A 24,426-nucleotide genomic window follows, 5' to 3' on the forward strand; every position below is an offset into this window, starting at 1 on the left:
CGATGCCGTCGAAACCGGTCCTCATCGCCCAGATTTCCGACCTCCACATCAAGCCGCCGGGAGCGTTGGCCTATGGCCGGGTCGATACCGCGAAGGCGCTTGAACGCTGCGTGGCCGCGCTCAGCGCATTCGAGCCGGCGCCCGATTTCGTCGTCATCTCGGGCGACCTTGTCGATACGCCGTCGGTCGAGGAATACGACTATCTCAAGCGACTGCTCGCCCCGCTGCGCGTTCCGTTTGCCGGAATTCCCGGCAATCACGACTCGCGTGCGTGGATGCGCGGCGCGTTTCCGGGCGCACCCTATGCTCACGCGACAGGCCCGCTCGATCAGCGGATCGAGGTGAATGGCCTCGATTTGCTGCTGCTTGATTCAAGCGTTGCCGGAAAGCCCCATGGCATGCTCGAACCGTCGACGCTGCAATGGCTGGACGCGACGCTGGCGGCAGCGCTCGACCGGCCCGCGCTGCTTTTCCTGCATCACCCGCCGTTCAAGGGCGGCATCTGGCACATGGACCGCCAGGACCTTTTCAACGCCGCAGAACTGGCTGCAATCGTCAGGCGTCACCCGCGGGTGCGTTTGATCGGCTGCGGGCACGTCCATCGTGCCATGCTGACCTCCTTTGCCGGGATTCCCGTGACATTGTGCCCCGCGCCGAACCATGCGGTCGACCTGGACCTTGGACAGCTCCGCGAACCATCGTTCAAGGTGGAACCGCCGGCATTTCACCTGCACACGTGGTTTGGCGGGCCGGATTTTGGACAATTGGTCACGCATCAGGTCCCGATCGGTCAGTTTGACGGGCCGCATCCGTTCTTTGGGCCAGACGGCAAGCTGCTGTGAGTTGGCGCGTTGACCCTTCGCACAGACGGGATTTTGACAGGCGAGATTGTCGGCCGGGCATGTCAGATCAAGGGCAGCCCACAGGCTGCAATTGAGCGTTGCATCGGCGCAGATTTATTCCAAATTGTACCTTGGATGCCCTCCATCCCAATGCGCCGGCTCGGACCTTTTGTTGCTGTAGGGGCCCCGTGGGGCTATACTTCTGCTGCTTTCATTGATCGATGGCATTGTCGGCGCCCGGCCGATTGAACGCAACACAATCAGTCTGGAAAACGATGACCGGAGCGCCGCCCATAGAACGAACTGCCGGCGCGCCGTTGTTTTCGAACAACAAGCTGTCGGTGTTGCGCAAGCATCCCTATTTTGCCGATCTCGAGCCCGAGGCATTCGATCAGCTCTGCCGCTACGCCAAGCACATCACGCTGAAGCGTGGGACGACGATCTTTTCCAAGGGCGATCCCGGCACCAGCCTGATTGCGGTGATCTCGGGCACGGTCAAGATCAGCATCTCGTCGCCGGATGGTCGCAACGCGATTTTGAACCTGATCGAGGCCGGCGAGATATTCGGGGAGATCGCGCTGCTCGACGGCTTGTCGCGGACGGCCGATGCCACCGCCAACACCAATTGCGAGCTGTTCGTCATTGACCGGCGCGAGTTCATTCCGTTCGTGCGCAGCCAGCCGACGCTTGCGATGAAGTTCATCGAGCTGCTTTGCGAAAGACTGCGCCGGACCAGCGATCAGGTCGAGCAGGTTATCCTGCAGAACCTGCCCGGCCGTCTGGCCAGCGCGCTGCTGCGCCTGAGCGACAAGCACAAGCCGCAGGGGCGCGCCATCTCGATCACCCAGCAGGAGATCAGCGAGATGGTCGGGATGACGCGCGAGAGCATCAACAAGCAGCTCCGCGCGTGGGCGATACGCGGCTGGGTCAGGCTCGAGCATGGCGCGATCGTCGTGCTGAAGCCCGAGACGCTCCAGGAACTGGTCGACGCCGGGGCGAACGACGGCGAGTAGTCGCGCCGGCTGCCCGGTCGGTCGCGCATCTCACGAAACGGTGAGCTGAAGAACGCCTGTGAAGCCATTCACATCGGCCTTGCGTGCGCTGCGGTAAGTGACGCGTCAGGGGAGCACATATGGAGGAATCCATGCACAGCTCTTTCGACAAGCGGCGGCAGGACCCACAGCATAATTACCAGAGCTTCAGCATCAAGCTTGTCGCGTTGCCGCTGCTCGTCGTCGTTGCCTTGATCGGGATGCTGGTCAGTCATCCGGCGCCGGTCAGATGGATATCGGACGCGGCGCAAGCGGAGTTCGTCGGAACCGATGCCGTCTACACTGATCCGATACCCAATATCGCGCAGGTGGCACCAACGGTTCGGCCGGGCAGCGAGATCCGAACGGTGAAGGCCTACTGATCGTTGATGCCGTCGTCGCGCGGCAAGGCGCGACGACAGCCCCCTGTCCAGCAGCAGCCGTCCTCACGCGGCTACTCCAAGCAGCTTTGCTGCGGTCCGCCCGAGAATATTGGCCTTGTCATCGTCGCTCAGCGACGACGAGGCGAAGATGTGGTCGACCGGTGCCAGTTGCCATGGATAGGGATAGTCGCTTCCCAGCACGATCTGGCCGGCGCCAACCTGGGCGGCGAGGTGCCTGATCGCCTCAGGCGTGAAGATCAGAGAGTCGAAGTAAATCTGCTTGAGATACTCCGCCGGCGCTTTCTGGAGCTTGATCTCCGGATTGCATCCCTTGGGTCCAACCAGACAGGCATGGTCCGAGCGGTCGGCGTATGAGCCGAGATAACCGCCGCCATGTGCGGCGATGATTCTCAGTCCCGGGAAGCGATCGAGCGTGCCCTCGAAGATCAAATGGGAGAGTGCGATCGTCGTCTCGAGCGGATTGCCGATCGTGTTGCCAAGCCACCCATTGCCGGAGAGCCGCTTGTTGAGCTCGGGCACGCCCTGCGGATGGATGAACAGGGGGACGCCGAGTTCCTCGGCCTTGGCCCATATTGGATGAAACTTCGGATTTGAGAATTCGGCGCCATCGACGACACCGCCGATCGCCGCGCCCTTCAGCCCCTGCTTCTTCACCGCGGTCTCCAGCTCCTGCACCGCAAGGTCCGGTGCCTGCAGCGTCAGCGAGGCGAAAGCCGCGAACCGGTCGGGCTTCGAGGCACAAAGTTCGGCGAGCTTTTCATTCTGGATTTTCACGATCTGCGCGGCAAGGTCGCGATCGCGGTCGTACCAGAACGGATTGATCGAAAGCACCTCCATGTCGACGGCCTGCGCGTCCATCGCAGCCAGCCGCTTGTCGATCTCGATGAAGGCCTCGCTGGCGCCGTTGACCGGCGGCAGTTGCAGCTTTCCGGCGTCGGCGCCGAGCAGGGCTCCGGCCTCGCGGAAATGGCAATGCGCGTGAATATCGATCGTCTTGACACGTTTGCCGTTGATCGTGATTGGCAACTGCTGGCGCGATTGCTGCGCATTCGCGTTGTGGACGAGCCCGCAGCCGCAGAACACGATGCCTGCCGTCGCCGTTGCTCCCGCTTTCAGGAAATCCCGCCTTGTGGTCATGACGATCGCCTCCCTGGTGTTTTGTTATGGACAGGGAGCCTACGGATGCTGGCTAGTGCTCGCAAGATCACACGCTGTGCGTGTCGCGCAATGTTGATCTGCTCAGACCGCCTTGATCTCCGCCTTTGCGATGATCTCGCGCCATTTCGGCGCTTCGTCCGCAATTCGCCTGCGCATGCCATCGGGCTGTTTGCGGGCAAGTCGCCGTGTACTGGATAGCATTCAGTCAGATCGGCAATGCGTCACCCTCGCTCGACTTTGATCAGGCCGCGAACACGACAAACGCCAATATCACGACCGCACGGTTCAGTATGCAAGTGAAGGCATTGACCACTGTCGCCACTTTCGCGAGCGCTATTTGAGCGGATTAGCGCCGCCAGCAATCTCGCTGGATCAAAGGCCACTCAGCCCTTTCGCGATTTCGCGCCGATGCCGGACATCAAAGCCCGGCTGCTGCCCCCAAATCGTCAATTCCCCGTCGGGCTGAAACCGCGACAGACCGCCGTCCGTCCCCATCCGCTTGTTCATGATCCACTAGCCTTGCGCTTTCACCGCATTTACTAGCTGCCCAACGCGGTGTAGATGCCGATCAATTAAGACGAATTTCCTGTTAACGACGAATAGCGGGATTTTCTCAAGAGCCGACGCGATCCAGCGCTGTGCGGCGGAGCCGCGTAATCTGTTGGCGGAACGGAACGGCGATTTCATGCTAAAATGAAAGAAGCGAGGTGAAATAGAGTCTGCTTACGCCGAAGCCAAGCCGACGGTAGCACTGCCTCGTCTAGGCAACGAGGAAGCGTCCTCGTGAGGAGACGGGTTCGATGGGAGGGAAAATGGACCGAAACCTTGTGATCCTGAATGTGACTGGTTCGGAGACGATGTTGCGTTCCGACGGACATGCTGCCATTCGACTGGAGACCAAGGAGATGGGCCCCGTCGCCTTCGAGGTGAATCTTCAAGCAATTGCCGCACTTCGTCGCCACTTGGCGCGCGCCGAAATACACATTCTGCAGAGCCAGAATCAGACCAAAAACTGATTATCTTCAGAAGACGTCACTAAACTAAGCTGGCTATCAGATTGCCCCCTGAGGTCCGAGGGCGGGAATCCAATCGGAGGCGCCTGCAAGTCTAGAACGGCGTTGACCGCGGCGGATTCTGATTCCGCCATTCGGAGGTTCGATCCCTCCCGCCTCCCTGGCATGCGAGCGCGCTTCATACGAGATACGTCGCTTGTCCAACTGTCTGGCAGAAAGAGACGTAACGCGACCATCACTGGCACTTCGCCGCGCGCAAGCGTTAAAGACACCAGCGTTTGGCAATTTGCCGTTTTACCGAGAGCCGACGCGTATGTGTACTCATAAACGTTGGCTTGCGGTCATAAAGCGGAAGTCGCCCGGTCTGACCGCCAAGGGCGACTTTTGACCCAGCTTGAAACATCGCAGCTCTTTGCGTTTGATGTTATGATTGGGCACCAACGGCGGTGCAGCATCTGAGTTTCGGGGAGCGGCCATTGGGGCCTAAAAACGAGTCGGGATTTCAACTCAAGCCGTTGGCCAGCGAGCGGGCTCTGGAGCGCGCCGAGCGATTGGCCAATCTTCTGGCCTCCATCGTCGAGTCCAGCGACGATGCTATTGTGAGCAAGAATCTAGATGGCATTGTTACGAGTTGGAACAAGGCGGCCGAGCGCATTTTCGGTTACTCGGCCACGGAGGCTATTGGTCAGCCCATTACACTCGTGATTCCACAAGACCGGCTCAGCGAAGAACGGGAGATTTTAACCCGCATCCGACGAGGTGAGCGCATCGACCATTTCGAGACGGTCCGGCGACGTCGGGATGGTAGCTCAATCATCGTTTCGCTAACTGTTTCTCCTGTCAAAGACGCCCACGGCAACATCGTCGGCGCATCAAAAATTGCTAGAGATATTACCCAGCAGAAGCGAACTCAGGAGCAGATTAGCATTCTGGCTCGCGAGGCGGAGCATCGAAGCAAGAACATCCTTTCTAACGTACAGGCAATTATCAACCTTTCTCAGTCCGACACCTCCGAGGGCCTCAAGGAAGTGATCAGCGGGCGCATCCAAGCGATGGCAAATGTTCACTCGCTGTTTGTTGAAACGCGGTGGATAGGAGCCGAAGTCTCGGCGATCGCCAAGCAGGAGTTTGCCCCTTACCTCGAAGAGGGTCACCAGAAGCGGATTGTGATGGAGGGGCTGCAGACGGTGTTAGAACCCATCGCTGCGCAGGCGATTGCTGTTGTCCTGCATGAGTTAGCAACCAATGCTATCAAGTATGGAGCGCTATCCAACACAAGAGGCCGGATAGAATTGGCCTGGTCGCGCGCCGAGGATGGGCAGCTGGTGCTCCGCTGGACCGAACTGGGCGGACCGAGGGTAAAGGCGCCCCAACGCAAGGGATTTGGTAGTCGGCTCATCGAAGGGACGATCAATCCACTTGGCGGGAAGGTGCTCTTTGACTGGCGCGCGGAAGGGCTGGTTTGCGAAATCGCCGTTCCGACGTGAGATGCCAATCGAGCTTCGCTGCTCTCGCCGCTACAACTTTTGCTTATGGCCGACTCTGTTGAAAATGGCGGCTGTTGCGACTGCAGAGATATCGGTGATTCAGTCTGTCTAGTTGGCAGGACTGAAGATCATGATAGAGCATCGGAAAGTCGAACAGGCCGCGTTGTTCTATGAGTTCTCGCTCGAAAGACATATCCCGGCTGATCACTTGCTGTGGTTGATTGACAGGTTTGTCGATCTTGAACAGGTCCGGCGGGACCTGGCGCTTTTCTACAGCAGCATCGGTCGGCCTTCGATCGCTGATCATCCGCATGCTCCTGATCGGTTACTGTTCGGTATCCGATCGGAGCGGCGCCTGTGCGATCAGGTTCACCTCAATTTGGCCTACCGGTGGTTTTGCCGGCTCGGTCTGGATGGGCGGTGCCAGATCATTCGACATTCTCCAAGAACAGGCATAGGCGCTTCCGGCAGAGCGACCTCTTCCGTCGCGTGTTCGAGAGCGTGCTGCGCCGCTGCATCGAGGAACGACTGGTCGGCGGCGAAGGATTTGCAGTCGATGCGAGCCTAGTCAAGGCCGATGCAAATCGGCAGAAGGCGATCGAAGGCGATAAGGGACTTGGCCAACGACGGCAATCCGGCAGGCGGAGGTATTGACCGCTAAGCGCATGATTGAGCGGTCGCTGGAGCGGTTTGATCTCTATCCGAGCCGGCTCCTCGGCGACAGTGGCGATGGCTCGGCCGAGATGCTCGCCTGGCTGGTCTATGAGCATGGCATCGAGCCGCACGTTACAGTCTTCGACAATTCGGCCCGCACAGGCGGGATCTTCTCGCGCGACGACTTCACCTACGACCATGCTGGGGACATCTATCGTTGCCCTGGCGGCAAATTTCTTACCACGACAGAACGTTGGTGAATGATGGTGCCACCATGCTTTACCTCGCCAGCAAGCGCGATTGTGATCGATGCACATTGAAGGCTCGGTGTTGCCCCAAGCAGGCCTCACGGAGAGTGCCGCGCTCGATCTACGAGGGCGCTCGCGACATGGCGCGCCACATCGCGAGATCGTGGGAGGGAGGCACCTCGCGCCGGCTCCGCTTGTTGGCGCACCTCAAGCGCATTCTCAAGCTCGACCGTTTGCGTTTACGAGGTCCAAACGGCGCGCGCGACGAGTTCATCCTCGCGGCCACCGCCCAAAACCTTCGAAAGATGGCCAGTTGATCCCGATGCCCACCCCGAGGCTCGCATAGGGTCGGTAGAGCAGTTCGGCCACGTCGCGACGGAGCTATTACAACGAAATACTGCCAGCCTTTTTCGACGGAATCGGTCATATGCAAACATTCTTCACCCCGGCCCGCGCCCTCTCGGCTTCGGCTCGGCCAACGGTGCGACTTCGACCGTGGCGCTCTCTAGAGCGCGCTCTCGTTCAATAGTCAGCCGAACTTGCTGACCGACCGCGGTCAGCCCGATGAGGTTGCGCATTTGCGTGGCGCTGCGGATCGGGATGTCGTTGGCCTTCAGAATGATGTCGCCGCGGCGAAGGCCCGCGCGCTCTGCGGGCGAGCCGGGACTGACCTCCTTGATACGGGCCCCCTGCGTCACACCCGCAGCGGGCGCCTCGAGATCCTCCAGCGCAACGCCGATGCGGCCACGCTCGACCCGCCCTGTCTGCGCGAGCTGCTCCATCACCTTGCGGGCCATGTTGATGGGTACCGCGAAGCCAATTCCCACATTGCCTCCTCCCGGAGAGATGATCGCCGTGTTGATGCCAACGAGTTCGCCGCGCAGATTGATCAAGCCGCCACCGGAGTTGCCGGGATTGATCGCAGCATCAGTCTGGATGAAGTCTTCATAGCCGTGCTTGCCAAGGCCGGTGCGCCCGAGCGCGCTGACAAGGCCTGACGTGACGGTCTGGCCCAGGCCGAAGGGATTACCCACCGCGATGACGAAGTCGCCGACCTGAAGCGCGTCGCTGTCGCCCAGCGCGATGGCCCTCAGCCCGACTGGCTCCTTGACCTGTAGTAGTGCGATATCGGTCGGCGCATCGCGGCCGACCACGCGACCGGCAAACTTTCGGCCATCCTTGGTTCTGATCTGCACTGCGGTCGCGTTGGCAACAACGTGGTTTGCTGTCAACACATAGCCGCGCTGGGCGTCGACAATCACGCCCGATCCGGCGGCGTTGATTTCCTTCTCCAGCTGTTTCGGAACGTCGAAGAACTCCCGAAAAAAGGGATCCTGGTACAGCGGATTGTCCTCACGCACGCGTCCCTGCACCGAGATGTTGACGACGCTCGGCGTCACCTCCTTGACCAACGGCGCAAGGGTTGGCACGCGGCCGATGTTGATCTCTGGAATTTGGGCGAGAACTGGCGGTCCGGAAAGGGTTAACACCAGCGTCGAGCCGAGCCCGAGTCGCGCAAGCCCACGCAAGTATCGCATCGTTTCTCTCCGGCAGCACACCGCGTTTATCGCCCCGTCCTCCGGGGCGGTGGCGGCGATTAACTGGTTGGCTCAAGTCGACTGTTCAAGAGCCTTCAGTGCATCGTTCGGATGAGGCGCCAAAATTTTCGTAGAAGCTCTTGAACGGATTTTGTGCGTTACCTAAGTCGCTTCCGCCCGGGGCCCGGTTCCCGGACCCGGATTTTTGACATCGCTGACCTAATCAGGAGGATGTGCATGCATTTCCGTCCATTGCACGACCGCGTGCTCGTGCGCCGCATTGATGCCGAAGAAAAGACTGCTGGCGGCATCATCATTCCCGACACCGCAAAGGAGAAACCGCAGGAGGGTGAAATCGTCGCCGCGGGCCCTGGCGGTCGGAATGAGCAAGGGCAATTGGTGCCCCTCGACGTTGATCCCGGCGACCGCGTGCTTTTCGGTAAGTGGTCCGGCAACGAAGTGAAAATCGACGGCCAGGACTACCTCATCATGAAGGAAAGCGATCTTCTGGGCGTGGTCGACAAGGCCGCCTCGCTCAAGAGGGCCGCCTGAGCAAGCTGGAAGCTGACAGTCATTCGAGAAAGGAGCAGATAATATGGCTGCCAAAGACGTGAAATTCTCAACTGAGGCCCGCGAGCGGATGCTGCGCGGCGTCGATACGCTCGCCAATGCGGTCAAGGTGACGCTTGGTCCCAAGGGACGCAACGTCGTCATCGAGAAATCCTTCGGCGCCCCGCGCATCACCAAGGATGGCGTCACTGTTGCCAAGGAAATCGAGCTCGAAGACAAGTTCGAGAATACGGGTGCACAGATGGTGCGCGAAGTCGCCTCGAAGACAAACGATCTCGCCGGTGACGGCACCACGACGGCGACCGTGCTAGCCCAAGCCATCGTCAAGGAAGGCGCAAAATCGGTCGCCGCCGGCATGAACCCGATGGACCTCAAGCGCGGCATCGATCTAGCGGTCGAAGCCATCGTCAAGGACCTGCAGGCGCATGCCAAGAAGGTCACCTCAAACGAGGAAATCGCGCAGATCGGCACCATTTCCGCCAACGGCGACACCGAGATCGGCCGTTTCCTTGCCGATGCCATGCAGAAGGTCGGCAATGAGGGCGTGATTACCGTCGAGGAAGCCAAGGGCCTCGATTCCGAGCTCGAAGTGGTCGAAGGCATGCAGTTCGATCGCGGTTATGTCTCGCCCTACTTCGTGACCAACGCAGAGAAGATGCGGGTCGAGCTCGAGGATCCCTACATCTTGATCCACGAGAAAAAGCTCTCCGGGCTCCAGACCATGCTGCCGCTGCTGGAGGCGGTGGTGCAGTCGGGCAAGCCACTGCTCATCGTCGCCGAGGACGTCGAGGGCGAAGCACTCGCGACTCTTGTCGTCAATCGGCTGCGCGGTGGCTTGAAAGTGGCAGCCGTCAAGGCGCCCGGGTTCGGCGACCGCCGCAAGGCCATGCTCGAGGACATTGCGATTCTCAGCGGCGGAACGGCGATATCGGAGGATCTCGGAATCAAGCTCGAGAACGTAACCCTCAACATGCTCGGGCGCGCCAAGAAGGTCGTCATCGACAAGGAGAACACGACCATCGTCAACGGCGCAGGCGCCAAGAAGGACATCGAGGCCCGCGTCACCCAAATCAAGGCGCAGATCGAGGAGACCACCTCCGACTACGATCGGGAGAAGCTGCAGGAGCGTTTGGCGAAACTCGCTGGCGGCGTCGCCGTAATCCGCGTCGGCGGTGCCACCGAGGTCGAAGTCAAAGAGAAAAAGGATCGCGTCGACGATGCAATGCACGCAACGCGCGCCGCGGTCGAGGAGGGTATCCTGCCCGGAGGCGGCGTGGCGCTTCTGCGCGCGTTGAAGGCGCTCGATGGTCTCAAAGCTTCTAATGCAGATCAGAAGGCCGGCATCGATATCGTGCGTCGCGCCATCCAGGTTCCTGCCCGGCAGATCGTCCAGAACGCCGGTGAAGACGGCTCGCTCGTCGTCGGCAAGCTGCTCGAGAACGCCGACTACAATTGGGGCTTCAACGCAGCTACGGGAGAGTACCAGGACATGGTCAAAGCGGGCGTGATCGATCCTGCCAAGGTCGTCCGCACCGCGCTGCAGGACGCGGCTTCAGTCGCCGCCTTGCTCATCACGACGGAGGCACTGGTGGCCGACAAGCCGAAGAAGGCGGAGACGGCGCCTGCCGCGCAGTCCATGGACTTCTGATCAACCCTGAGCCCGGCCGGCGACGGCCGGGCTCATCCGATCCACCACGAGAAAGCAACGATAGTACCAAGGAGCTTCAGATGAGCAGGCGCAGACAATCTCCACCACCCAACGGCGGGGCGGCTGTGATGCATTGGCTCATGTTCGCCCTCAGCCTTCCGACCATCGCTTGGATCAGCTTGCCGAAATTAGGAGGATGAGATGACAAGAAATGATACCCTTTCCGCTCGTGCTGAGACTTCAGACCGCCGGGCCCGAATGATGATTGCGGGCGCGTTCGCTTATGCGGCAATGCTGCTCCCGGCGGGTGCCTGGGGCCTGGACGGTCCGTCAAAACAGATCCCCGAGCGCGCGAACCACCTTCTGCCGCTTCCGCCCATCCCCTATCTGGATTCGATGCAGTGGATGAGCTGGAAACCGAGCCCGCCGCTGTTCAAGATGGACACGCTGCTGTTGCCAGACAGCAATGAACCCCATGTCCTTCGTCTTCCGTCCGACCTCGAGGGGACTGCCCCCCGGGTGAGCTAATGCTTCACGCGCGGCCCGTCTATGGGTCACGCAGCTTCCCTGGCACTCGAGGACGGCGAACCTGCGCCTCAACCGCGTTGCCGAATTGCGGGCCCGTGCATAACTCGCTTTGGCCCTTGTTAACGAAACGGACGTCAGGTCAGGTTACCGAGGACCAAAGCCCTAAAAAATTTTTGGCCCCCTCTTGAAACCAAAAACGACTTTGCTATTTTTTTGTCGCCACCGAACGGTGGTTTCCGGGCGCCTCTTGGGTCCGGCCGTTGAGACGGGCACCGGTCGTGTCCGGTGCCGCTCGTAACCATCTTGCTCTTTGGAGGATTTGGCTATGCGCACTTATGATTTCTCGCCCCTTTGGCGTTCGACCATTGGCTTCGATCGCCTTTTTGACCTCGCGGAAATGGCCCAGCGGGCCGGCGAGGACAACTATCCGCCCTACAATATCGAACGGCTGTCTGAGGACCGCTACCAGATTTCGTTGGCGGTTGCAGGTTTTGCGCCCAACGAGATCGCGATCACGGCCGAACAGAACGTGATCACCATTGAGGGCAGCAAGTCGGAGAAGGCTGAGCGCGATTTTCTCTACCGCGGCATCTCCACCCGCAGCTTCAAGCGGCAGTTTAACCTGGCGGATTACGTTCAGGTCAAGAGCGCCGCATTCGACAACGGCTTGCTCAAAATTGAGCTGGTCCGGGAAATCCCGGAAGCCATGAAGCCGCGCCGTATCGCAATCAACGGCGTATCGGCCGACAATGTCCAGAAATTGGAAGCTAAGGCAGCCTAAGCAGGCTCCGACCGGCGCCGCGCGAGGCTTCGCGCGGCTGCCGCTCGTCGTCAATGCAAAGGAGGATACCATGCGGCCGACGACCGCTGACGACAACGTGTTTGACTTCAACGCGCTCCTGCATCCCGGCACCGCTTTCGAACATCCCAGGGATGTCGTGTGCCATGCCGGCCTGACGACGGCCGAGAAGCGGGCAATTCTGGCATCCTGGGCGTCCGACGCATCGGCGATAGCATGCCCGTCGCTCCGCTCGCCCGCCGGACTGAAGAAGCCCGTATCGATCGACGAAATCCTCGAGGCCCTGTGCGAACTCGACGGCGGACCCCGGAATCCTCCGGGTGGAAAGCCTTGTCGGTTGCGCTCAACCGAACGTGCCTTGGCCGCCTGAGCCGGAAGGGGACGAGTGATGATCAAGGGAAATCTTGAACGCCTGCGTGCCCATCGCGCCAATATTCGGCGCTACCGCAGGCTGCTCGCGACGCGGCTGTCGGACCTAGAGCGAGCGTATATCGCACGCCGGATGAGCGAAGAGCAGCATTCCGTGGAGGCCCTTTTGCACAAGACGTTTCCCGATCGCCTCTCGCTGCAGACGGATCGCCGACGAACAATGAACTTGGAGATGGCTCGGCTGCTGCATCCAGCCGAGGCGTTTGCTCATCCGATGTACGTTGTCGATGATTGCGACCTCACCTCGTACGAGAAACGGGCCATTCTATCGCTTTGGGCCGCGGATGCTTGCGCCTTGAAAGACGATCCAGAATTGAACCGGACAATCGATGGAGCTGTGAGCTTCGACGACATCGTGGATGCCCTGCGCCTTCTGGAGTCCGATTCGGATCGAAGGACCAATGGCTCCAACCGAAAAGGCCGACGTTTTGGCAGCCATGAGGCGGACGATAGTCCCGCTCTGTAGACCGATGCTTTCGTTGCTCTGCCGCCACCCTGACGAGAGCGCGGCAGAGGTGGGAATTTGTTGAGCGCTGCGAGGGGGAAATGTCTCAAGCTGTTTCTCAGAAATTGCCGTCGCTCGGCACCGGGCTGACGAAGTATTTAACGGAAATTAGACAATTTCCGATCCTCACTCGGGAAGAAGAGACCACTCTTGGTCGGCGATGGCGAAACCGCGGCGATCGTGAAGCGGCTTATCGCCTGGTGACAAGCCACCTGCGTCTCGTTGCGAAAATCGCCATGCGATATCGAGGTTATGGGCTACCCATTGCCGATATCATTTCCGAGGGCAATGTCGGCCTGATGCAGGCCGTGCGGCGATTCGATCCGGAGCGGGGCATCCGCCTTTCCACCTATGCCATGTGGTGGATCAAGGCAACGATCCAGGATTTTGTTCTTCGCTCCTGGTCGCTGGTGAAGATCACGGCGGACGCTGCCCAGAAGAAGTTATTCTTCAAACTGAGGCAATCGAAGAGTGCGATCTCCGCCTTGGAGGACGGGGATCTGAGGCCAGAACAGGTCAAGACGATCGCCGCTCAGCTCAAGGTACCCGAACGTGAAGTCGTGAATATGGACCGTCGCCTGCGTGGCGACCTGTCCCTGAATTTACGTCACAAGGATGCCGGCGACGTCGGAGATGCCCTCGAACGGCTGGTAGATCCGGCGCCTACTCACGACGTGACGTTGGCCGAGGACCAGGAACTGGCTCAACGGCGGCAAGCTCTGACAGCAGCCATTGAGAAGCTAAGCCCCCGCGAAAGGCATATCTTCACAGCGCGCTATTTGAGTGAAGATCCCCCGAAGCTCGAAGCGCTTGCCTTAGAGTACGAAATATCGCGCGAGCGTGTCCGCCAAATCGAGCAACGGTCATTTGAAAAGGTACAGTCCGCGATGCTGACAGGAGGAGCCTGTCTGAAAAGTCCATACAACATTCGAAGGAACGGTAAACACACTTTCGGCTCAGGCGCTTGACTGTACGATGCTAACGCCATTCATTCTTTGTCTGATGACCGCGAATAGCATGGCCGCGGCAGGAGCCATTTGCGCGGCACGACATATCGTGCTGCTCCTCGCGCATGGGACCGATAACGACCGTGCCATTCCGCAGATCGAGCAGCCAGGCAAGAGCGGGGCGCCTTCTCCGTTGGTTTCAAGCAATGCCTCAAAGCCGCAACTATGAGCGGGCCGTCAGTCCGCGCAGCGGATTGTCCATGCGCTCGACCGCTTCATGCGCACACCACCCGCAGAAGTCAGCGAGCGACTCTCTCTTGGCGATGCAATGAGCCATGCCCCGAGATGTCTCTTTCGACGCCCGCGCCACGAGCGAACAAGAGCGGACTAAGCTTGAATCCCTGATCTGCGAGGATTTTGAGCGCTGGCATCCCGGTCACACCCTGGAAGATCTGAAGCGAAGGGCTTCCTTCTCGTAAGCCTCCGAGGGGAGACGCCTTGCGGCGGGCTGGGCTGATGGTTGAGAACTGTACGTATGGACAGCCACACGATCAGTACGCTGAATCGACTTGAAGTGGTCGATAGTCGATGTCCTCGACGCAGGCCTGCTGACGCACCTTGGCGTATTGCAGCCTCGTGGAGAGCCGCTTGTCGCGTCGCAGCCACGCTTCGCGTTCGGGCAGGAGCGCAAGCCATTCGGCATGGCCGAGGCTTGCAGCATCGCCGCCGGCTTCGATGTCGGCAAAGGCTTTGGCCATGCCATGAAGGCCGAGCGCGTGGAGTTGTCGAGGGTCGGACGCGTGATGTTGGGATGAAGGATCGGCGCATTGTCCGCGGAGCGCTTGGTTGAAGGACGTCGATCGAGATTGTTGGTGAGGATCGATTTGACCGAGCCGTAGGTGCGGGCGCCGATGTCGATCGCCCGCAGGGCGGCGGCACCGAGCCGCTCTTGCCCGTAAGATCGGGCGAGCCGGATGATGCCGGGGCAGGCGCGGAAGCCCTGCTCGGGGTGTGCCCGCTCATCGAGGATCAGGTTGCACAGCGCCGCGGTGGCAGGCCCGATCGTGGCGGCCTCCTTGCGGATGCGCTCGATGGTCCAGCTGGCGTAGCGCCGATGACTGGACGCCATGTGCTCCGGCACGGTGGTGGGCTTGTGGTTGCCGCTCATGCGCTGATGCGCGGCGATCCGCTCGCCCCTGTGGAAAATCTCGACAGTGCGGGCGGTGAAGCGCACCTCGACCCTCGGCGCGGAGGAAGCGATGCGGGACGCTGTAGTAATGCGCTTCGACCTCGACGTGATAGTCGATGCTGACCCGGCAGATCCGCCACTTCGGCGAACACGTAGGGGCTCTCCGGCAAGTCCTTCAGCGCGGCCCTGGGCGAATGCTTACTGCGGATCGCGCAACCATCGCGCTCTAACTACTAAATTTCATGAGGAAGGCAGTGCTGCGCATGTGCAGTATTCGGCGAGCTCATTAGCAACTCCTCATCATACATGCCGTTGACCCTGTCTCGCATCACGCCATAGCACTCGCATGCAATCGTCTCGAGCCGCGTTCGGTCGATCTCTAGCATTCGTCGCTGTTCTGAAATGATGCCGCCGGCCGCTCGAAGTTTACGCATCGTTAGCGTCACGGTCGTTCGGCGCACCCCGAGGAGTTGTGCTAACGCCTCCTGCGTTAATTGAATTCGGCTGTCCGCAACTCGGTCGTGAATGTCGAGCAGCCATCGGGCCATACGGCATTCCACCGAATGGACCGCGTTGCAGGCTGCTACGTTCTGAAGCTGCAACAATTGCGTGCGAAAATGGAAACGAAGAACACGCCTAATCGCAGCGCTTTGCTCAAAGACATGCTGCAATTGTGAAACAGGTACATGGAGCGCGCTTCCGGCCACATAGGCCGTTGCCGTGACTGGCGATCGCGACCGGGAGGGACTTAGGACGGAGAGCGCGCCGACCGCTCCTTCTGAGCCCATGAGAGTGGACGCCACAATCTGACCGCCCGACATTTCGACTAAGAACGAGATGGCGCCGCTGAGGGGGAAATAGACCTGCTTGAACTCGTCTCCTGTTCGTACCAGCACAGCATCGAACCCGAAAGACGTTTTCTGAAGATGGGGCGCAAGCAAATTGAAGTCGGCTGCGGGCAACGCCGCCAAAAGTCTATTCCCAAGGCGGGTCTGGAGCGCCATCACGGATGTTCCCTGAAACCGCGCAGAAACAACCAAAGTTTGAAACCCGCGCCAAGCGCGCACGTTCCTAACTGGCCTGTTGTCCTTGATCCAAACTGCCGCTTCGGTCCAAAAGCCGGCCTTGGCGGTCAGACCGGGCGACTTCCCACCGCGGCATTCCTATGTATGGCCACCAAGCGATTTCACGTTCCGCTCCGGTGTCGCGCGCGCCAGAAGCGCATAGGACACCCCCAATCCGAGGGGCATTTGAGGGTGAGGCGCTCATCGCGCGCGGCAGGTGACTTTTGACGCGAACCCAGAAGCCATGCATCAGCGCCGGGAGACGGCAGCTTTGAATGCTCCCTCTGCGGGGCGACGCTGGAAAGCGGGAAATCGGTTCGGGTGCCGACGTACAGGTTTCTCGCCGAGCCGGTGCGACTGCCTGCGAAGTAGACTGCCCATATCGTGGGTCCTCGATTCGTTCTCAATCCATAGCGCGGATGGATTACCGGGGTTCTCCGTGGGAGAACGGAGTTCCTAGCTCTATTGGCGTCCGCTAAAATCGGCTCCGCAGGCCTCGACCGAATGGCGGGGATCTGACGCGGGTTACCCTCGGGAAGAGCCGGGTGCGGGAAATCCGCCCGCCCGGATCTGTGAGGGCGAAAGCCAAATGGCTGAGCTACTCGACCACAACTGGGGGCGCAGCTCGGAACTTGGCTCTGTGGTTGCTTCGCCCTGGACATTGGTCCGGCCACAAGGGGCCAATCAGGCCAACCGCTATCAGCGCGACCCCTGCGATTAACAGCCAATGCAGCAATTGCAATGAGAGCAGTAAGGCCTTTGCCATTTTCACTCCAGGAGCGTTACTCAAATGCCACGCCGCCCTCCGGGGCGTTTTCCTCGAACCATTTCTCGGCGGCCTCGATCGAAGCGAAGACTTTGATGTGGTCCTCGTCGCCGATTTACTTAGCCGCGTCCGTGTAGATCCAGACAGTTTAACTGCACGGCCTTGAAAGGCAGGGCTCGATTCGATCGCTCGATGTGCCGCCCGAAATGGATCCTAGTTAGCTGCGCCGGCAGACTGCGTTGGTATACGAAGTCAGTGCCCAAAGAACAACCACAGCAGGATGATCACAGGAATTGGCACGCCCAAAAGCCAAAGCAAAACGCCTCGTCCCATCGCTTCCCTCCTTATTTATTCACGCCAATGGCAACTCCGGAGACGCGGCCAATGTTCCTAGCCCACCGATCGCGTCGTCCTTGCCGTTGCGCAGGGGGCGGATGGCGGTGGTCATCCCTCAATGATGAGGCGCCCCAGGAACGCATTGCAGGCCCGCTCGGCTTCAGCGAACGAACTGAAGGGAGACCCGGATACGTGAGCCATTCAGATAGTCGGGGCGATATGATGCAACAAAGCCCGGCTCTCCATGCAATCCAGGCCACTCCGGCTCTCGTTGCTGATGACGAATGAATAGTCGTCGCTGCTTGCGATCCATATCTCCAGTTCAGTATCGACTCGGCGGAAGTGCAGGGCCATTTCACCCTCCACCTCCGTGATCATCCAGATGGGACGCTTAGCCCGCTCTTGTGCGGTTGGCCGCTTCGGCTCCCGCGCCAGCCGTTCGGCCTTTAGGCGCTTTCGATTATCGTGCATCGCTTTTTGCGCTTTGGCGTAATCCGTCATGGCTTCCGTCGGCCGGACTATTCTCGATGGGCGTCCCGTTCGCGTCCCGGACGTGCTCGCTGATCCACAGTTCAATCGCCCGCGAGCACAAAAGCTCATGGGCTTTCGTGCGGCGCTTGGTGTCCCGCTCGTGCGGGAGGGCCACGCTTTCGGTGTCATTAACCTATTTCGCTTCGCTGTCGGGTCTTTTGAGGACAAGCAGATCGAGCTGGTAGCGACGTTCGCCGACCAAGCGGTGATCGCGATCGAGAACGTCAAATTGTTTGAGCAAGTGCAGGCGAAGACGCGCAGCCTTACCGAAGCCTTGAATCAGCAAACCGCGACCGCCGACGTGCTTAAGGTCATCAGCCGCTCGGCATTCGATCTGCAAACCGTACTCGACACCCTGACCGAATCGGCCGCGCAGCTCTGCAACGCCGACATGGCGGCGATGACCCGGCAAGATGAAACGGGCGGCTACCACCACGTAACCAACTACAAGTTCTCGATCGATTGGGTAAAGATCGCAGACGCCGTTCGTCTGCATCCGGGACGCGGCAGCCTCGTCGGAAGGGTGCTTCTGGCGCGCAAGGCGGTCCAAATCGCCGACGTCCTCGCCGATGCCGATTACTCCTATCCGGAGATGCAGCAAGCAGCCGGATATCGCACTCTGCTCGGCGTTCCACTTCTTCGCTCGGGAGAGCCCGTCGGTGTCCTGTTTTTGGCCCGCAAGATGGTTGAGCCCTTTACCGACAAGCAGGTCGAACTCGTCTCGACCTTCGCCGACCAGGCCGTCATTGCCATCGAAAACGTCCGCTTGTTCGAAGAAGTGCAATCAAAGACGCGCGACCTCTCCGAGGCCCTGACCTATCAGACCGGAAGTGCCAACATCCTCAAGGTGATCGCCTCCTCGCCGACCGACGTTGAGCCGGTCCTGCGCACCATCGTCGAGAGCGCCTGTAAGCTCTGCGAGGCCTATGATTCGGTGCTGGTCCTGAAGGAGGGTCAGGATCTCGTCGTTCGCGCGCATTACGGATCGATCGGCATGGGCACTCAGACGTGGACCGACGACCGCACCTCCGTGTCGGGGCTCGCACTTGCCGAGCGGATGCCGATACACTTGCACGACGTCCTCTCCGATGAAGGCCGCGACTTTCCTATTGCGCAAGCGATGTCGCGACAGGATGGTTGCCGCACCATTCTGGCCGTGCCGATGCTAAGCGAAGGTGAGAGCATTGGCGCGATCGTACTTCGCCGTGCCGAGGTGCTGCCTTTCAGTGACAAGCAGGTCGCGCTCCTGCAGACCTTCGCCGATCAGGCGGTGATCGCGCTCGGCAACGTCCGCTTGTTCGAGGAGGTTCAAGCTCGCACCCGCGAACTGGCCAAATCCATCGATGAATTGCGCGCCGCCCAAGACCGCCTGGTGCAGACCGAGAAGCTTGCATCCCTCGGCCAGCTCACTGCCGGCATCGCACACGAGATCAAGAATCCACTCAATTTTGTCAACAATTTTTCTGCGCTGTCCGCCGAATTGATCGGCGAGCTCAACGAGCTGCTCGGAAATGCGGAACTCGATGACAAGATCCGCACCGACGTAGACGAGCTTGCGCAGATGCTGAAGGGCAATCTCGACAAGGTCGTCCAGCACGGCAAACGTGCCGATTCCATCGTCAAGAACATGTTGCTGCATTCGCGCGAGGGGACGGGCGAACGTCGTCCGACCGACATTAATGCAATTGTCGAGGAAAGCCTTAACCTTGCTTATCACGGCGCACGCGCGGAGAAATCCGGTTTTAACGTCACGCTCAAACGCGACCTCGATCCGAATGCCGGGACGGCGGAGCTTTACCCGCAGGAGATCATGCGGGTGTTGCTCAACCTGATCTCCAATGGCTTCTATGCGGCTCACAAGCGCAAGGAAGCTGCCGGCGATGCCTTTGAGCCGACATTGAGCGCAACCACGCGAGCTATGGCAAATGAAGTGGAGGTTAGGATCCGCGACAATGGCGTCGGGATTGCGGAGGAGATCAGAACGAAGATCTTCAATCCTTTCTTTACGACCAAGCCCGCCGGCGAAGGCACCGGGCTCGGCCTTTCGATGAGCCATGACATCATCGTGAAACAGCACGGCGGCAGGATCGCCGTCGAGACTGAGCCGGGAGCATTTACCGAGTTCGTCATTACCCTGCCGCGGGTGGTGGCAGTGCAAGGCAATAGCGGAGGCACGAGTTGAGCGTTTACATTCTCGTCGTCGACGACGAGCCCGACGTGGAGGTATTGTATCGACAGCATTTTCGGCGCGAGCTGCGTGCCGGCCGCTTTCTCATGGAGTTCGCCGCTTCCGCGCCGGCGGCACTTCAGCGGGCCGCCGACGTTCGCGATCCCTCGCTAATCCTGATTCTATCGGACATCAACATGCCCGGAATGAGCGGGCTGGAAATGCTGCCAGAGGTACGAGCCAGACGGCCCGACGTTCCCGTGATCATGATTACGGCCTATGGTGACGCGGAAACCCGCAGGACAGCATTGGAGCGCGGCGCCGACGCCCTATTGACCAAGCCGATCGACTTCGGGCAGCTTCGCCAGGAGATCGACGCGCGGCTCGGACAGGTCGCATGACCGCTACCATCCTAGTGGTCGACGACGAGCCGGATCTGGAGGCTCTCGTCCTCCAAAAAATTCCGCCGTCAGATTCGCGACGGGCAGGTCAGCTTCGTCTTCGCCCATGACGGCCTTGAAGCCCTGCAGTCGATCGAGGCGCATCCCGACGTCGACTTGGTCGTCTCCGACATCAACATGCCGCGCATGGACGGCTTATCGCTGCTGGCGAAACTACAGGAGGCCGAGGAAAAGAAGTCGACCATTATTGTTTCCGCCTACGGCGACATGAGCAACATCCGCACGGCGATGAACCGGGGCGCGTTTGATTTCCTTACCAAGCCGATCGATTTTGCCGACCTGGAAACGACTATTGTCACATCGACATGCTGCGCGAGGCGCGCCGCCGCCAGGTCGAAGCCGAGCGCGCCCACGCCTCGCTGTCCCGCTATTTCTCGCCTGAGCTTGCCAAGCGTCTTGCTGCAGGCGGCGACGGTAACGATATGCAGGTGCACTGGCGTGATGTCGCCGTCATCTTCACCGACATCACGGGCTTCACCTCGCTGGTCGAAACCGCCGCGCCCGAAGTGCTGGCCGAGCTGCTTAATGAATATGTCGGCGGCCTGACCGACGTCGTCTTCGCTCATGAGGGCACGGTGGCCAAGGTGATCGGCGATGCGATCCAGGTGCTGTTCAACGCGCCCGGCGAGCAGGCCGACTACGCTAACCGCGCTATAGCCTGCGCGCAGGCGATCGATCGATGGGCGGAGGTGTTCCGCGGACGCTGGAAGGAAAAGGGTGTCGATTTCGGGGCCACACGGATCGGCGTGCACGCTGGTCCCGCCCTGGTTGGCAATTTCGGCGGCAGTCGCTTCTTCGATTACACAGCCTATGGCGATACCATCAATACCGCTGCACGGCTCGAGACAGCGAACAAGACTTTGGGAACACGGGTCTGCGTTAGTGCTGCGGTTGCGGGTGCAGCGGCAGACTTCGAGGGACGGCCGGTCGGCGACCTTCTGCTGCGCGGGCGCAGCGAACCGTTGCGCGCCTATGAACCGCTCGCCCCGGCGGAATTCGAGGCGCCAGCGACCGCACGATACGCCCAAGCCTTTGCCAAGCTCGAGGCCGAAGACGCTTCGGCCATGCCGGCCTTCGCCGCGCTGGTCGGAGTGCATGCCGATGACCCCCTTGCTGGCTTTCACCTCAAGCGTCTACTCAACGGAGCGAAGGGCGCCCGTATGCAACTCGGCTAAGTCGTGGACTGCTCGCTGTTAAGTGGTGCTTGTTGTGCGCATAGGCATACGGACAAGGGCTCGTCCGTATTCCATTATTTCCGATGGGCGAATCCGATCGGGCAGGCCTATGCCACTCGGGCAATGAATCCGGATGAGGCTATGGGCGGCCGGCGCGTGAGGCGACAGCGATCAGTCGATAAAGAGAGGCCGCAGACTTTGCGACCTCTCTCTTTGATTTAAGCAGTCACCACCAGTGGCGGTGATGATGGCGCCAACCGTAGTGATGGCCCCGGTACCAGCCATAATGATGGCCGCGTCCCCAACCGTAGTGATGGCCGCGACCGCCATGATGACCCCAACCGTGTCCATTCCCGTGTCCGTGGCCGCCTCTGACCTGAATGACTTCACCCGCGGTGCTACCCATTGCATGTGGCGTTGCCATCGGCATGGCCGATGCCGACAGCATGGGCGTAAGCGAAAAAGCACAACCGATAACTGCGATTGCCAAGAGCCTTTTCATAAGATGGTCCTCCCGTTTTGAGCGCTAACCCAGCAGACTATCAGTCGCGCATTGCAATGCTCGCTGAACGGTGCATTCACCTACGGTTCATCGATGCCGCGCTTCGGCGCTGCCTAGACCCCTCTGGGGTCTATTGGAATCTGATGAGCCATATTCATGGAACGTCGTTCGGATCGCGCGGTTGGTTGCCGGGGCTCATTCTGGAGGACAAAATGAAGCGCACAATTATCGCACTTTCTGCCGCCTGCCTTAATGGCTTCGAGCACCGCCGTGTTCGCGCAAGGCGTTTCGAGCAAATCTCCCGGCCACGAGATGCAGGACAGGGGCTCCAAGAAGGGTAGCCCCGGCGCCTCAGGTTATGCGCCCGGACAGGAAATGCAGGCAAAGGGCTCGAAGTCTGGCAGCCCCGGCGCATCGGGATATGTTCCTGGTCAGACGACAGGGTCCAGCACCGGAATGAAATCGGGTGGCTCGTCCAGGTCCAAGTAGCCGGCGTACGGGTCGTCCCAGCGTTCGGCCGGGGCGACCCTTATCGGACCCCGCGTTATCTTGGCCTCGGGCCCCGCGGCGCGGTGGCGAACGTTAGACCAAGAACCCTAGCTCTGAGCCGCACCGCGGCTTCGCTGCGGTTCATCTCAACGGCAATGTCGACAGCGTAACGGCCCTCCGCGATGAGCTTTTGCAGAGTATCGTCTTCAGCGGGATCCCAAGGGCGGTTCTTTGGCATTGCGATGCAAATCAGTCTTTGAGGCCAATCCGTACTGGTGAGCCTTCTCCAGCAGCGCGTCTCTGATCGGGCCGGGCGGAAGAAGAGCGGCCTGTCTTCGCGCTTCGCGTGCACACTCAGAGCTGACTTCTTGCTCTTTCATCATAGCTCGCCTCCAGCTCCTTGCGGACGGCCGCCGCAGAATTCCCGACTTTATCGACCGCCTTACGAAGCTCTTCCTTCGAGACACCGAGCGCATGAGCCCAGCATTTCATTTGGTCGGGCGCATGCAGATTGATCTTTGAGCGCTCGAACTGATCTTTTTTCGTAAGGCTCTCCATTCTCGAACAACTCCGGCTTGGGCGCTCCGTTCCTAACTAGGAACTGCCGGCCTAATTCGTGTGTTCATTCGATCAGGAGGTGACGACATGGCAAAGGCAGCATGGAAACGACCGGGTTCACCCATCGGCAAAAAGGGGCCAAGAAAAGCCAACCCCAAGTACAAGCGCCGTTCGCGTCAGCCCTGGACCGACAAGGAAGTCAAGCGGCTTCGAGCGCTGGCAAGGGCGAACACCCCGACAGGTGTCATCAGTCTCAAGATGGAGAGACCGAAAGGCTCGATCGCTAGCAAAGCGCAGCGCGAGGGCATCTCGCTGCGGCCGGTCAACCGCTCACCCTACAATCGTCGCAAGAAGACCGCGCGGCGCTAGTTTTTGGTGGGCGGGATCTCCTCGAGCACCCCGCTCACATTGGGCTCCTCCACACCCTGATTAATGTCGTCGGAGCCGTTGCACGCGCATCTCATACCCGCGCCACACTGGCATCCATGCCGGTCTGTCGTCCACGCCAAGTGCGGATGGTTTTCGCAAACCCAGCCGAGGCCGCCGCAGATCGGACAATTGGGGTTGATCATGCCGCGAGCAGACGCTTGTAGCGCCGGTAAGCGTCAATGGCGTTGTTCGCGAGCATCAGCGGCCGACGCTCACCAGCCCGCGCCATGTCATCGATGTTTCTGAGAAGGAAGCGGCTCGCGTCGCCAGGATCTATGATCTCGCCGGAGCGCTCGAGGAAGTCCCAGGCGATTTGGATCGACTTTTCTACGAGGACTGGCAGGAGCTCACTCATGAGAGCAAAACCAATTTCGGTCGCGGAGGTTCCTCCTGCGACGGCATGGTAACCGCGAACGTCATCCATTTTCGATTGCCTAAATTTCCAGTCAGCATCTGCTCATCGCTAGGAACAGCCGATAGCAGGGGCAGTTGAACTGGAATCAAATGGAGGGATGACATGGCATACGAAGAACGAGAAACGGGAAGTCTTATAGGAAGTGACAAGGTCGAAGGGACTGCGGTGTACGGCTCCGACCGATCGCGTATCGGTTCGATCGAACGGGTCATGATCGACAAAGTGAGCGGGAAAGTCGCGTACGCTGTTTTGGGATTCGGCGGCTTTCTCGGGATCGGCGACGACCACTATCCGCTGCCTTGGCACTCACTGAAGTTCGACACTGGCCTCGGCGGCTACGCAACGGGCATTACTGAAGACCGGCTGAGCAGCGCGCCGAAATACAGCGACGAGCGCAGCTGGAATTGGTCGGATCCTGCGATGGCTCGCTCGGTCGACGACTATTACCGGGGAATACCCGCTCCTTAGGCAAGGCCGCGCACAACAAGGCCGCCATGAAATCGGATGCCCTCCAGTTTCGGAGGGCAGCCCCGTTAACATATT

Annotated in this window: 24 protein-coding genes, 1 tRNA gene and 4 pseudogenes; 19 read left to right on the plus strand and 10 right to left on the minus strand. The window is 60.0% G+C overall.

Annotated features, from left to right (window positions below; all coding sequences use genetic code 11):
• The first annotated feature begins 2 nt into the window (after positions 1 to 2).
• The 3 genes from JEY66_RS15795 to JEY66_RS15805 all read left to right on the plus strand — a co-directional run bounded on the left by JEY66_RS15795 (position 3) and on the right by JEY66_RS15805 (position 2,256).
• Positions 3 to 842, plus strand: a complete 840-nt coding sequence (locus JEY66_RS15795) for a phosphodiesterase (protein ID WP_016843866.1) — start codon at positions 3 to 5, stop codon at positions 840 to 842.
• 275 nt (positions 843 to 1,117) lie between these two features.
• Positions 1,118 to 1,855, plus strand: coding sequence for a Crp/Fnr family transcriptional regulator (locus JEY66_RS15800; RefSeq protein ID WP_016843867.1), 738 nt, complete (start codon positions 1,118 to 1,120; stop codon positions 1,853 to 1,855).
• 119 nt (positions 1,856 to 1,974) lie between these two features.
• Entirely contained in the window at positions 1,975 to 2,256 is a 282-nt protein-coding gene (locus tag JEY66_RS15805) for a hypothetical protein (RefSeq protein ID WP_016843868.1), read from the plus strand.
• A gap of 63 nt (positions 2,257 to 2,319) precedes the next feature.
• Here JEY66_RS15805 and JEY66_RS15810 read toward each other — a convergent pair whose 3' ends face one another.
• A complete protein-coding gene (locus JEY66_RS15810) occupies positions 2,320 to 3,414 on the minus strand; it encodes an amidohydrolase family protein (RefSeq protein ID WP_016843869.1) in 1,095 nt (364 codons plus the stop codon).
• A gap of 833 nt (positions 3,415 to 4,247) precedes the next feature.
• Between JEY66_RS15810 and JEY66_RS15815 the strand changes: the two genes are divergently transcribed.
• Both JEY66_RS15815 and JEY66_RS15820 read left to right on the plus strand, forming a co-directional pair.
• Positions 4,248 to 4,451, plus strand: coding sequence for a hypothetical protein (locus JEY66_RS15815; protein WP_016843872.1), 204 nt, complete (start codon positions 4,248 to 4,250; stop codon positions 4,449 to 4,451).
• Between the two features lie 75 nt (positions 4,452 to 4,526).
• Positions 4,527 to 4,609, plus strand: a tRNA-OTHER gene (locus JEY66_RS15820).
• On the opposite strand, the pseudogene JEY66_RS15825 reads toward JEY66_RS15820, so the two are convergent.
• A pseudogene (locus JEY66_RS15825) lies at positions 4,610 to 4,762 on the minus strand (transposase); the annotation flags it as partial. It lies immediately after the preceding tRNA gene.
• 162 nt (positions 4,763 to 4,924) lie between these two features.
• On the opposite strand from JEY66_RS15825, the gene JEY66_RS15830 reads away from it, so the two are divergent.
• Positions 4,925 to 5,935, plus strand: a complete 1,011-nt coding sequence (locus tag JEY66_RS15830) for a PAS domain S-box protein (RefSeq protein WP_244620824.1) — start codon at positions 4,925 to 4,927, stop codon at positions 5,933 to 5,935.
• Between the two features lie 43 nt (positions 5,936 to 5,978).
• Here JEY66_RS15830 and JEY66_RS45710 read toward each other — a convergent pair whose 3' ends face one another.
• Positions 5,979 to 6,242 carry a hypothetical protein gene (locus JEY66_RS45710; RefSeq protein WP_018272798.1) on the minus strand — a complete coding sequence of 88 codons (264 nt, stop codon included), beginning with the start codon at positions 6,240 to 6,242 and terminating at the stop codon, positions 5,979 to 5,981.
• Here JEY66_RS45710 and JEY66_RS15840 point away from each other — a divergent pair.
• Positions 6,129 to 7,154, plus strand: a pseudogene (locus tag JEY66_RS15840) (transposase). The gene JEY66_RS45710 and the pseudogene JEY66_RS15840 sit on opposite strands and share 114 nt — an antisense overlap.
• 123 nt (positions 7,155 to 7,277) lie before the next feature.
• On the opposite strand, the gene JEY66_RS15845 reads toward JEY66_RS15840, so the two are convergent.
• The gene (locus tag JEY66_RS15845) at positions 7,278 to 8,375 is read right to left on the minus strand and encodes a trypsin-like peptidase domain-containing protein (RefSeq protein ID WP_026193072.1); all 1,098 of its coding nucleotides are present in this window, start codon (positions 8,373 to 8,375) and stop codon (positions 7,278 to 7,280) included.
• Between the two features lie 237 nt (positions 8,376 to 8,612).
• Between JEY66_RS15845 and groES the strand changes: the two genes are divergently transcribed.
• The 7 genes from groES (at position 8,613) to rpoH (ending at position 13,822) form a co-directional block, all read left to right on the plus strand.
• On the plus strand, positions 8,613 to 8,927 hold the full coding sequence (gene groES, locus JEY66_RS15850; protein ID WP_016844150.1) for a co-chaperone GroES: 315 nt from the start codon (positions 8,613 to 8,615) through the stop codon (positions 8,925 to 8,927).
• A gap of 43 nt (positions 8,928 to 8,970) precedes the next feature.
• Entirely contained in the window at positions 8,971 to 10,593 is a 1,623-nt protein-coding gene (gene groL / locus JEY66_RS15855; RefSeq protein ID WP_018272797.1) for a chaperonin GroEL, read from the plus strand.
• A gap of 201 nt (positions 10,594 to 10,794) precedes the next feature.
• Positions 10,795 to 11,121, plus strand: a complete 327-nt coding sequence (locus JEY66_RS15860; protein ID WP_026193071.1) for a hypothetical protein — start codon at positions 10,795 to 10,797, stop codon at positions 11,119 to 11,121.
• 325 nt (positions 11,122 to 11,446) lie between these two features.
• Positions 11,447 to 11,902: a small heat shock protein HspD gene (gene hspD, locus JEY66_RS15865; RefSeq protein WP_018272795.1), complete on the plus strand. Its 456-nt coding sequence runs from the start codon at positions 11,447 to 11,449 to the stop codon at positions 11,900 to 11,902.
• A gap of 70 nt (positions 11,903 to 11,972) precedes the next feature.
• Positions 11,973 to 12,290, plus strand: a complete 318-nt coding sequence (locus JEY66_RS15870; RefSeq protein ID WP_018272794.1) for a hypothetical protein — start codon at positions 11,973 to 11,975, stop codon at positions 12,288 to 12,290.
• A gap of 18 nt (positions 12,291 to 12,308) precedes the next feature.
• Positions 12,309 to 12,815 carry a hypothetical protein gene (locus JEY66_RS15875; RefSeq protein WP_018272793.1) on the plus strand — a complete coding sequence of 169 codons (507 nt, stop codon included), beginning with the start codon at positions 12,309 to 12,311 and terminating at the stop codon, positions 12,813 to 12,815.
• An 80-nt stretch (positions 12,816 to 12,895) separates the two neighbouring features.
• Positions 12,896 to 13,822, plus strand: coding sequence for an RNA polymerase sigma factor RpoH (rpoH, locus tag JEY66_RS15880; protein WP_018272792.1), 927 nt, complete (start codon positions 12,896 to 12,898; stop codon positions 13,820 to 13,822).
• Positions 13,823 to 14,352: 530 nt separating this feature from the next.
• Here rpoH and JEY66_RS15885 read toward each other — a convergent pair.
• The 4 genes and pseudogenes from JEY66_RS15885 to JEY66_RS15900 form a co-directional block, all read right to left on the minus strand.
• Positions 14,353 to 14,559, minus strand: a complete 207-nt coding sequence (locus JEY66_RS15885) for an ATP-binding protein (protein ID WP_018272791.1) — start codon at positions 14,557 to 14,559, stop codon at positions 14,353 to 14,355.
• 35 nt (positions 14,560 to 14,594) lie between these two features.
• Positions 14,595 to 15,172: pseudogene (locus JEY66_RS15890) on the minus strand (Mu transposase domain-containing protein); the annotation flags it as partial.
• Positions 15,173 to 15,223: 51 nt separating this feature from the next.
• Entirely contained in the window at positions 15,224 to 15,994 is a 771-nt protein-coding gene (locus JEY66_RS15895; RefSeq protein WP_018272789.1) for a Crp/Fnr family transcriptional regulator, read from the minus strand.
• 1,363 nt (positions 15,995 to 17,357) lie between these two features.
• Positions 17,358 to 17,657, minus strand: coding sequence for a hypothetical protein (locus JEY66_RS15900; protein ID WP_018272788.1), 300 nt, complete (start codon positions 17,655 to 17,657; stop codon positions 17,358 to 17,360).
• Here JEY66_RS15900 and JEY66_RS15905 point away from each other — a divergent pair.
• The 3 genes and pseudogenes from JEY66_RS15905 (at position 17,656) to JEY66_RS15915 (ending at position 21,490) form a co-directional block, all read left to right on the plus strand.
• Positions 17,656 to 19,869 carry a GAF domain-containing protein gene (locus JEY66_RS15905; protein WP_080650402.1) on the plus strand — a complete coding sequence of 738 codons (2,214 nt, stop codon included), beginning with the start codon at positions 17,656 to 17,658 and terminating at the stop codon, positions 19,867 to 19,869. The two genes, JEY66_RS15900 and JEY66_RS15905, sit on opposite strands and share 2 nt — an antisense overlap.
• Positions 19,866 to 20,255 carry a response regulator gene (locus tag JEY66_RS15910; RefSeq protein WP_018272786.1) on the plus strand — a complete coding sequence of 130 codons (390 nt, stop codon included), beginning with the start codon at positions 19,866 to 19,868 and terminating at the stop codon, positions 20,253 to 20,255. The genes JEY66_RS15905 and JEY66_RS15910 overlap by 4 nt, the downstream gene beginning before the upstream one ends.
• A pseudogene (locus tag JEY66_RS15915) lies at positions 20,252 to 21,490 on the plus strand (adenylate/guanylate cyclase domain-containing protein). Before JEY66_RS15910 ends, JEY66_RS15915 begins: the two are co-directional and overlap by 4 nt.
• Positions 21,491 to 22,835: 1,345 nt before the next feature.
• On the opposite strand, the gene JEY66_RS15920 reads toward JEY66_RS15915, so the two are convergent.
• Complete coding sequence (locus JEY66_RS15920) at positions 22,836 to 23,039, minus strand: DUF3606 domain-containing protein (protein WP_018272783.1); 204 nt, start codon at positions 23,037 to 23,039, stop codon at positions 22,836 to 22,838.
• A gap of 87 nt (positions 23,040 to 23,126) precedes the next feature.
• Here JEY66_RS15920 and JEY66_RS15925 point away from each other — a divergent pair, with 87 nt between their 5' ends.
• On the plus strand, positions 23,127 to 23,408 hold the full coding sequence (locus JEY66_RS15925) for a hypothetical protein (RefSeq protein WP_026193070.1): 282 nt from the start codon (positions 23,127 to 23,129) through the stop codon (positions 23,406 to 23,408).
• Positions 23,409 to 23,607: 199 nt separating this feature from the next.
• Here JEY66_RS15925 and JEY66_RS15930 read toward each other — a convergent pair whose 3' ends face one another.
• A complete protein-coding gene (locus tag JEY66_RS15930) occupies positions 23,608 to 23,892 on the minus strand; it encodes a hypothetical protein (RefSeq protein ID WP_018272781.1) in 285 nt (94 codons plus the stop codon).
• A 93-nt stretch (positions 23,893 to 23,985) separates the two neighbouring features.
• Between JEY66_RS15930 and JEY66_RS15935 the strand changes: the two genes are divergently transcribed.
• Positions 23,986 to 24,351 carry a PRC-barrel domain-containing protein gene (locus JEY66_RS15935; RefSeq protein ID WP_026193068.1) on the plus strand — a complete coding sequence of 122 codons (366 nt, stop codon included), beginning with the start codon at positions 23,986 to 23,988 and terminating at the stop codon, positions 24,349 to 24,351.
• The last annotated feature ends 75 nt before the right edge of the window (positions 24,352 to 24,426 follow it).

This window comes from Bradyrhizobium elkanii USDA 76, from assembly GCF_023278185.1.
In the GTDB taxonomy this organism is placed as follows: Bacteria; Pseudomonadota; Alphaproteobacteria; order Rhizobiales; family Xanthobacteraceae; genus Bradyrhizobium; species Bradyrhizobium elkanii.

Coding starts and splice junctions, on each gene's coding strand:
- groL (WP_018272797.1), top strand. CDS start 8,971: ATGGCTGCCAAAGACGTGAAATTCTCAACTGAGGCCCGCGAGCGGATG.
- JEY66_RS15860 (WP_026193071.1), top strand. CDS start 10,795: ATGACAAGAAATGATACCCTTTCCGCTCGTGCTGAGACTTCAGACCGC.
- JEY66_RS15895 (WP_018272789.1), bottom strand. CDS start 15,994: ATGGCGCTCCAGACCCGCCTTGGGAATAGACTTTTGGCGGCGTTGCCC.
- JEY66_RS15815 (WP_016843872.1), top strand. CDS start 4,248: ATGGACCGAAACCTTGTGATCCTGAATGTGACTGGTTCGGAGACGATG.
- JEY66_RS15875 (WP_018272793.1), top strand. CDS start 12,309: ATGATCAAGGGAAATCTTGAACGCCTGCGTGCCCATCGCGCCAATATT.
- JEY66_RS15885 (WP_018272791.1), bottom strand. CDS start 14,559: ATGGCCAAAGCCTTTGCCGACATCGAAGCCGGCGGCGATGCTGCAAGC.
- JEY66_RS15935 (WP_026193068.1), top strand. CDS start 23,986: ATGGCATACGAAGAACGAGAAACGGGAAGTCTTATAGGAAGTGACAAG.
- JEY66_RS15810 (WP_016843869.1), bottom strand. CDS start 3,414: ATGACCACAAGGCGGGATTTCCTGAAAGCGGGAGCAACGGCGACGGCA.
- JEY66_RS15930 (WP_018272781.1), bottom strand. CDS start 23,892: ATGGATGACGTTCGCGGTTACCATGCCGTCGCAGGAGGAACCTCCGCG.
- JEY66_RS15905 (WP_080650402.1), top strand. CDS start 17,656: ATGGCTTCCGTCGGCCGGACTATTCTCGATGGGCGTCCCGTTCGCGTC.
- JEY66_RS15845 (WP_026193072.1), bottom strand. CDS start 8,375: ATGCGATACTTGCGTGGGCTTGCGCGACTCGGGCTCGGCTCGACGCTG.
- rpoH (WP_018272792.1), top strand. CDS start 12,896: ATGTCTCAAGCTGTTTCTCAGAAATTGCCGTCGCTCGGCACCGGGCTG.
- JEY66_RS15800 (WP_016843867.1), top strand. CDS start 1,118: ATGACCGGAGCGCCGCCCATAGAACGAACTGCCGGCGCGCCGTTGTTT.
- JEY66_RS15870 (WP_018272794.1), top strand. CDS start 11,973: ATGCGGCCGACGACCGCTGACGACAACGTGTTTGACTTCAACGCGCTC.
- hspD (WP_018272795.1), top strand. CDS start 11,447: ATGCGCACTTATGATTTCTCGCCCCTTTGGCGTTCGACCATTGGCTTC.
- JEY66_RS15805 (WP_016843868.1), top strand. CDS start 1,975: ATGGAGGAATCCATGCACAGCTCTTTCGACAAGCGGCGGCAGGACCCA.
- JEY66_RS15925 (WP_026193070.1), top strand. CDS start 23,127: ATGGCAAAGGCAGCATGGAAACGACCGGGTTCACCCATCGGCAAAAAG.
- JEY66_RS15795 (WP_016843866.1), top strand. CDS start 3: ATGCCGTCGAAACCGGTCCTCATCGCCCAGATTTCCGACCTCCACATC.
- groES (WP_016844150.1), top strand. CDS start 8,613: ATGCATTTCCGTCCATTGCACGACCGCGTGCTCGTGCGCCGCATTGAT.
- JEY66_RS15920 (WP_018272783.1), bottom strand. CDS start 23,039: ATGGAGAGCCTTACGAAAAAAGATCAGTTCGAGCGCTCAAAGATCAAT.
- JEY66_RS45710 (WP_018272798.1), bottom strand. CDS start 6,242: ATGATCAGCGATCGAAGGCCGACCGATGCTGCTGTAGAAAAGCGCCAG.
- JEY66_RS15900 (WP_018272788.1), bottom strand. CDS start 17,657: ATGACGGATTACGCCAAAGCGCAAAAAGCGATGCACGATAATCGAAAG.